Here is a 6664-nt window from a genome sequence, read left to right as displayed (position 1 = left end):
GGCCCTGGAGGTCGCCGCGGAAAACTGCCGCACGCTCGGCGCACGCGTCGACCTGCGGCGCGCCGATGCGCTGCACGACCTTGGCGAAGTCTTCCCGGGGCCGTTCGACGTAATCGTCTCGAATCCTCCCTACGTGCCGCAGGGCGACCGGGCCTCGATGCACGTCAACGTCCGGGAATACGAACCCGGCCAGGCGCTGTTCGTCCCCGACGACGACCCGCTGTGCTTCTACCGCGCCATCGCCCGCGCCGGACGGCGGATGCTCCGCCCCGCAGGCCGCCTCTATTTCGAGATTTACGAACACGCCGCCGACGCCATGCGCCGCATGCTCTGCGAAGAGGGATATGCGGACACCGAAGTCCGCTGCGACATCAACGAAAAACCCCGCATGGTATGCAGCCGGCTGAAATAAGGAAAAAACGCACGAAGACGCCCGACGAGGCGCTCGCGGCCCTCATGCGGCTCTGCGCCCGCGCCGAGAAATCGGAGGAGGACGCCCGGCGGCTGATGCGCGGCTGGGGCCTTGCGGAGCGTGACGGCGAAGCCGTGCTGGCGAAACTCGTGCACGACCGCTTCATCGACGACAGCCGCTACGCCGGGGCGTTCGTCCGCGAGAAACTGCGCTTGAGCGGCTGGGGCGAATACAAAATCCGCGCGGCCCTGCAACGCAAGCGCATCGCCGGGGAGCTTATCGACGCCGCGCTTGCCGAAGCCAACCGCTCCGGCATGGACGACCGCCTGCGGCAGCAACTGGAGCGCAAGGCGCGGACGACGAAATATGAAACACGATACGAACTGAAAACCAAATTGATACGTTACGGGCTTTCGCTCGGCTACGATTACGAAGCGGTGCTCGGCGCCGCAGCAGCGCTCGTAACGGACACGGAGAGATGCGACGAATTCTGATACTACTGATACTGAATACGATATGCTCCGGGGTACAGGGCCAGCGGCTCGATCCCGGAGATTACATATACCCGGTACGCGACGTGGCGGGGCTCTACTCGGCCAACTTCGGCGAGATGCGCCCGGGACACTTCCACGCGGGCATCGACATCAAAACCGACGGCGCCGAGGGCAAACCCCTCGTCGCGGCGGCCGACGGCTACGTATCGCGCATAACGGTGGGCACGTACGGTTACGGACGCGCCGTTTACCTCACGCTGCGCAACGGCACGACCGCCGTATACGGCCACCTGCAGCGTTTCCGCAGCGACATCGAGCAGCACGTGCGCGAGGAGCGCCACCGCCGCCGCTCGAACAGCGTCGACCTCAGGTTCGGGCCCGGCACCTGGCCCGTGAAGCAGGGCGACACCGTGGGATTCTCGGGCAACAGCGGTTCGTCGATGGGCCCACACCTCCACTACGAACTGCGCGACACCCCGACGCAGCGGCTCTACAATATCGTGAGCGAGGGCGTCATCCGCCCCGACGACGACCTGCCGCCGCGCATCCTGCGCATCCACTACATCGAAATCGACACCCTGCGGGGCGTCCCCGTACACAGCCGCCCGGAGAGCTACGCCGTCGTCCGCAGCGCCGAAGGACGCTACCGCCTCACCCGTGAGGAGCCGGTCGGCACGGGCCGCAAAGGCTACTTCGTCGTCGAGGCCAGCGACCGCCGCAACGGCGTCAACAATACGTTCGGCCTGTGGAGCCTCCGGGCCTCGATCGACGGGGAACCCTACTTCGAATACCGCATGGACGGCTTTACGCACGACCTTTCGCGCTGCTGCGACGCCGTGAGCTACTACCCGCTGCAGCTCACCTCGCGCAACGAAGTGATTCGCGCGGCGCAGCTGGCCGAAGCCCCGGACTGCTTCTACCCCCTGATGGCCGACCGCGGCCTGGTGCGCACCGCCGCAGGCGAGCGCCGCCGCATCCGAATCGAAGCCCGGGACGACTGCGGCAACCGCTCGTGCCTCGAATTCGACATCCTCGGCCGCGGGGAGAGTTTCCGCGCCGAGGCCGACACCACGGCCACGACACTCGCCCCGGACAGGACGACCGTTGTACGAATCGGCCGCGAAGTCACGGCGCGCATCCCCGCCGGTGCCCTCTACGAACCGATCTTCTGCCATCCGGAGCACTGCGAGGCCCCGCTGTCCGACTCGATTGCGGCAATCCTGTCGCCCGGCTACCGCATCCTTCCCGTCACCACGCCGCTGCGCCGCGCCATGACGGTTTCCATCCGTGCTTTCGTCCCCGCAAAACTGCAGTCCCGCACCGTACTCGCAGCCCGCACGGCCAAAGGCCGCATCACCTGCATCGGGGGCAAGTACGCCGACGGAGCCGTGACAGCCACTACGCGCACCACCGGCGTTCTGTTCGTCGCCGCCGACACCCTGCCGCCGCGCATACGCCCCCTGTTCACCACAGGCGAAGATTTGTCGCGCGCGCAGTCGCTCCGCTTCCGTGTCGGCGACAACTTCTCGGGCATCGCCTCCTGCACGCTGCTCATCGACGGCAAGTGGGTTCCCTGCGACCGCTTCCCGATGCAGGGGACGCTCGTACATGCGTTCGAAACACCCGCCGCACGCAGGCGTCACAGCGTGCAGCTCACCCTGACCGACGCATGCGGCAATACGGCGCGCTGGGAAGGAACATTTTACAGGTAACACATCGTTTTCCGGAAAATTTTTTTATATTTGCACACATCCCAACTGTGAAACACAATGACAGATAGCAATCCCGACATACGTAAGCCGCTGATCCTTATTGCGGAGGACGTAGAAAGCAACTACAAGTTGCTGGAAATAATTTTGAAAAAGGAGTACGATCTGCTGTGGGCCAAGAACGGCAGGGAGGCCGTAGACTATGCATTGGAGCGTCACCCCGATGCCGTGTTGATGGACATCAAGATGCCCGTGATGGACGGCATCGAGGCGCTCAAGGAGATCAGGCGCCACACCTCCGAGCTGCCCGTCATCATGCAGACCGCCTACGCATTCGACACCGACCGCCGCATCGCCGAGGAGGCCGGATGCAACGGTTTCATTACCAAGCCCGTCATGCCGCGGGAACTGAAAATGTACCTGGACAAGAGCCTCAACAAGATATAAAGGTTCCAACCGAATTTGCGACAGAACGAGCCGGGCAGCTTGTCCGGCCCGTTTTTTTTGACTACTTTAGCAGCACTTTTGCGTCACTGCCCCATGCTTTGCGTCCGACACCTGCTCCTGGTATGCTGTGCCCTGTTGGGTGCGGTGTCGCCTGCCGTTGCCGTTCCGCAGTCGGTAAAAGACAGCCTCCAGCACGCACTGGCCCACACGGAAGACCCGGCAACCAGAATCCAGCTGCTGCTCAACCTCAAGGACCTGAACGAGGAAACCAACCTCAACCTCCCCTATTCGATCCGGCTCTTCCGCGAAGCCGCCGCCGTCGGCGACACGTACGCCATGTCCATAGCGGTCATCCCGATTTTGAGCCGGTACTCGACCTATGTCGAAAAGGAGGACTCGTTGAAATATTACGTCGCCAAACTGCGGGAGCTCACGCCCGGAACCCCCGAAGAGGGAGCCGCCGCCTATGCCGAGATGAATATCGGCTTCGGCCGCCTGCGCCACGAATACGGACTCGAGAAAGACCTTGCGCTGGCACACGAGGTGATAAACTGGAGCCACGAACGGGCCAGGGAGCCGGAAACCATCTATGAACGGGCAAAGAGGCTCCTGCTGCACGGCTACGCCAACCTCACGCTCTGCTATTACGAGCAGGGGAACACGCGGCCTTTCATTCCCCAGACCGACATGTGGCGCGAAGCCTACGACCTGACTTCGCAGATGCCCAACCTCAACATCCGCAGGTGCTTCGCCAGCATCATCTATTTCGCCTTGAGCGGCGCCTACAACCAGGCCTACCGCTACGACGACCAGGTGAAGCTGACCAACGGGCACATCGCGATGCTCGATAAATACTACGCCGCCGACCGCACCCTGGGCCGCCGTCCCTACCTCTATTCCGACAACAGCTACGTGCGTCCCTACCAGCAGTTGCTGCGCTGTGCGCTCAACATCGGGCGCAACGACTACGCGGAAACCTATTTCGAGGAGTTCCGCCGGCGCATGCTCTCCGCCCGGGGCGAAAACCTGCTGCGCAACAAAAGTTACCTCTACGAGCTGGGATACCTCTGGAAAGCCAACATCGACCAATACGAGCAGAGCATCCTCTACTCCGATTCGCTGATCAGCCTCACCGAGCAGGGCAAGGGTTATTTCCGCATGCAGCCCGCCAAAATCTATCAGGCCTACCGCGACCGCAGCGTCATTCTCTCCCGCGCGAAGCATTACGACGAGGCGTTCGAAGCGTTCGAACGCACGATGGAGGTACAGGATTCGATCCTCTCCGCCGAACGGAACGAGCGCCTCGAAACGATCCGCCGGAGGCACGACATGGACAAACGCAAACTGGCCGAAACGCGCGCCGTAATCCGCAACCGCGCCGCCGCCAGCTTCTCGTTCGTGGTCATCGTCCTGCTGATGCTCGGCACGGGCATCTACCTCCTGCGGTCGCTGCTGCACAACCGGCGGCTGAAATCGGACATCCTCCGCCAGAGCCGCAAGGCGCAGGAGAGCGAGCACATGAAATCGACGTTCGTCAACACCATCTGCCGGGGCATCGGCCCGCCGTTCAACGCCCTCGACGCCGCCGCCTACCGGCTGATGCTGGCCGACGCGGACTCCCCGGAACGCACAGCCAGCCTCGCCTCCGTCCGCGAAAACACCGAAATGCTGCTGTCGACGCTCGACAACATGCTCGAAGCGGCCAACCTCGACAGCCTGACCGGCAGCCTGCAGACCGAACCGATTGACATCGACGGAGTGTGCCGCGCGGAACTGCTCGCCGTATCGCGGCTGCCGCACTCCCCGCAGGTCACCTACTCGATCGAAACCCCGGGCACGGGATGCATCGTGCATACCCACGTCAAATACTTCGCGTTCGTCGTGCGCGCACTGCTCGACAACGCCCGCAAATTCACGCAGCAGGGCCGCATCACGCTCCGCTACGAGCTGGACGCGCCGCACGGCCGGCTGTGCGTATCGGTGACCGACACGGGCTGCGGCATCCCGTCCGGGCGGCGCGAGGAGATATTCCGGTCGTTCACCGACAATTCCACGGCGTCGCCCGGATTGAGCCTCGCGCTGTGCAGGCTGATTGCCGGACACCTCTCGGGCAGCATCCGCCTCGACGAAAGCTACACGAAAGGCACCCGTTTCATCTTCACGATTCCCGTCAAGCCATGAGCACACGCCGCCTGTTCCTGACCCTGCTGCCGCTCCTGCCGCTCCTCGTCCTGCCCGGCAGGGGCACGCCGCAGCCATTGTTGCCCCAACACTACGAAGAGTACGGCAACAACACCGGCATGCGCCTCTACCTGCCCACGGAATTCCTGCCCTCGCTGCTCGAAGACCGGCTGCACTTCGCCCGCATGCGCCAATACGACGACGGCTACCGCAGGGCGGCCGGACAGGGCCTTTACGAGCAGGCGCTGGCTTACACCGACTCGCTGATCCGCACCTCGGAGCGCCACCCCATGCCGGGCGTGCGCTTCACGGAGTGCTATAAGAACCGGGCCCTCATGTTCCGGCGCCTGAACCGCAACGCCGACGCCTGCGCCGCCTACGCCCGGGCCGTAAAAGTCCAGGACTCGCTGATGCGGCTCGAACAGAGCGAGGTCATCCGGGAAATGCAGGCCTCCTACGAACTGGACAGGCTGGCGCTGGACAACGCCCTGCTCCGGGCGACGCACCACAAGACGGCGCTGATAGCCGCCGCCCTGCTCCTGCTGGTGCTCGCAGCCGTCGTCGGAGCCATTTACATCGGCAACCGCCGTACCCGGCAGCTGCGCCGCAAATTGCTTCTGGAAACGAAACACGCCTACGAGAGCGAACTCAAAAAGGTGTCGTTCATCAACTCCATCTGCCACGAAGTCCGCACGCCGCTCAACTGCATTTCAGGCTTCTCCGAACTGCTCACTGCGGAAGAAACCACACCGGAGGCACACGCCCAGTACTGCGAAATCATCCAAGAGAACCGCCGCCAGCTGCGTTACCTTTTCGACGACATGCTCGAAGTCGCATTCCTCGAAAATCTGGACGAACCGCTACCGCGCAGCCGTGAGGAGCTCTGCGACCTGTGCCGGAGGCAGCTGCGCATCCTGAAAGTGAAATACCCCAAACCGAGCATCGTTTACAAGGGCCTTATCCCCTACTCCGAAATCGATTTACACACCAACGGGAAATACCTCTCGATGCTTATTGCCGTGCTGCTCGGCAACGCCTATAAATTCACGCAGAAAGGCACCGTGTGCCTCGAATGCGGCCATGTGGACGACGAGCGCGTATTCATCGCCGTGTCGGACACCGGCTGCGGCATTCCGCCCGAAAAACACGCCTACGTCTTCGAGCGCTTCACGAAAATCGACCCGTTCAGCCAGGGCAACGGACTGGGGCTCTACCTCTGCCGGCTAATCGCACGCCACCTGGAAGGCGAAATCCGCATCGACCCCGCCTACACGGGAGGCACGCGCATCGTCGCGACGTTTCCGCGCCGGTAGCCGCCCCCATCCCCACGCCCCTTACCGGACAGCAGCCGGAGGTATTCCGCCCACCACATCCCGCCCGGCGCCTAAGCCCGACATCCCGCCCGGTGCACCGCACCGTCC

At 63.3% G+C, this 6664-nt stretch carries 6 protein-coding genes; all 6 read left to right on the top strand.

What is annotated here, in order from left to right; translation table 11 throughout:
- Positions 1-412, top strand: a 412-nt coding sequence (locus QZT71_RS07630) for a class I SAM-dependent methyltransferase (RefSeq protein WP_367112542.1), incomplete at its 5' end; no start/stop codon positions are given.
- On the top strand, positions 394-906 hold the full coding sequence (locus tag QZT71_RS07625) for a regulatory protein RecX (RefSeq protein ID WP_295914657.1): 513 nt from the start codon (positions 394-396) through the stop codon (positions 904-906). The genes QZT71_RS07630 and QZT71_RS07625, both read left to right, overlap by 19 nt.
- Positions 891-2618 carry a M23 family metallopeptidase gene (locus tag QZT71_RS07620; RefSeq protein WP_295914655.1) on the top strand — a complete coding sequence of 576 codons (1728 nt, stop codon included), beginning with the start codon at positions 891-893 and terminating at the stop codon, positions 2616-2618. Before QZT71_RS07625 ends, QZT71_RS07620 begins: the two co-directional genes overlap by 16 nt.
- A gap of 57 nt (positions 2619-2675) precedes the next feature.
- Positions 2676-3062, top strand: coding sequence for a response regulator (locus tag QZT71_RS07615; RefSeq protein WP_295914652.1), 387 nt, complete (start codon positions 2676-2678; stop codon positions 3060-3062).
- Between the two features lie 93 nt (positions 3063-3155).
- A complete protein-coding gene (locus QZT71_RS07610) occupies positions 3156-5243 on the top strand; it encodes a HAMP domain-containing sensor histidine kinase (RefSeq protein ID WP_295914650.1) in 2088 nt (695 codons plus the stop codon).
- Entirely contained in the window at positions 5240-6556 is a 1317-nt protein-coding gene (locus QZT71_RS07605; RefSeq protein ID WP_295914648.1) for a HAMP domain-containing sensor histidine kinase, read from the top strand. The genes QZT71_RS07610 and QZT71_RS07605 overlap by 4 nt, the downstream gene beginning before the upstream one ends.
- Positions 6557-6664: the final 108 nt, after the last annotated feature.

It is taken from the genome of uncultured Alistipes sp. (assembly GCF_902388705.1).
Classification (GTDB): domain Bacteria; phylum Bacteroidota; class Bacteroidia; order Bacteroidales; family Rikenellaceae; genus Alistipes.
The sequence above is the reverse complement of the archived record's forward strand: the minus strand, read 5'-3'. Positions and strand labels throughout refer to the sequence as shown.

Coding starts and splice junctions, on each gene's coding strand:
- QZT71_RS07625 (WP_295914657.1), top strand. CDS start 394: ATGCAGCCGGCTGAAATAAGGAAAAAACGCACGAAGACGCCCGACGAG.
- QZT71_RS07620 (WP_295914655.1), top strand. CDS start 891: ATGCGACGAATTCTGATACTACTGATACTGAATACGATATGCTCCGGG.
- QZT71_RS07615 (WP_295914652.1), top strand. CDS start 2,676: ATGACAGATAGCAATCCCGACATACGTAAGCCGCTGATCCTTATTGCG.
- QZT71_RS07610 (WP_295914650.1), top strand. CDS start 3,156: ATGCTTTGCGTCCGACACCTGCTCCTGGTATGCTGTGCCCTGTTGGGT.
- QZT71_RS07605 (WP_295914648.1), top strand. CDS start 5,240: ATGAGCACACGCCGCCTGTTCCTGACCCTGCTGCCGCTCCTGCCGCTC.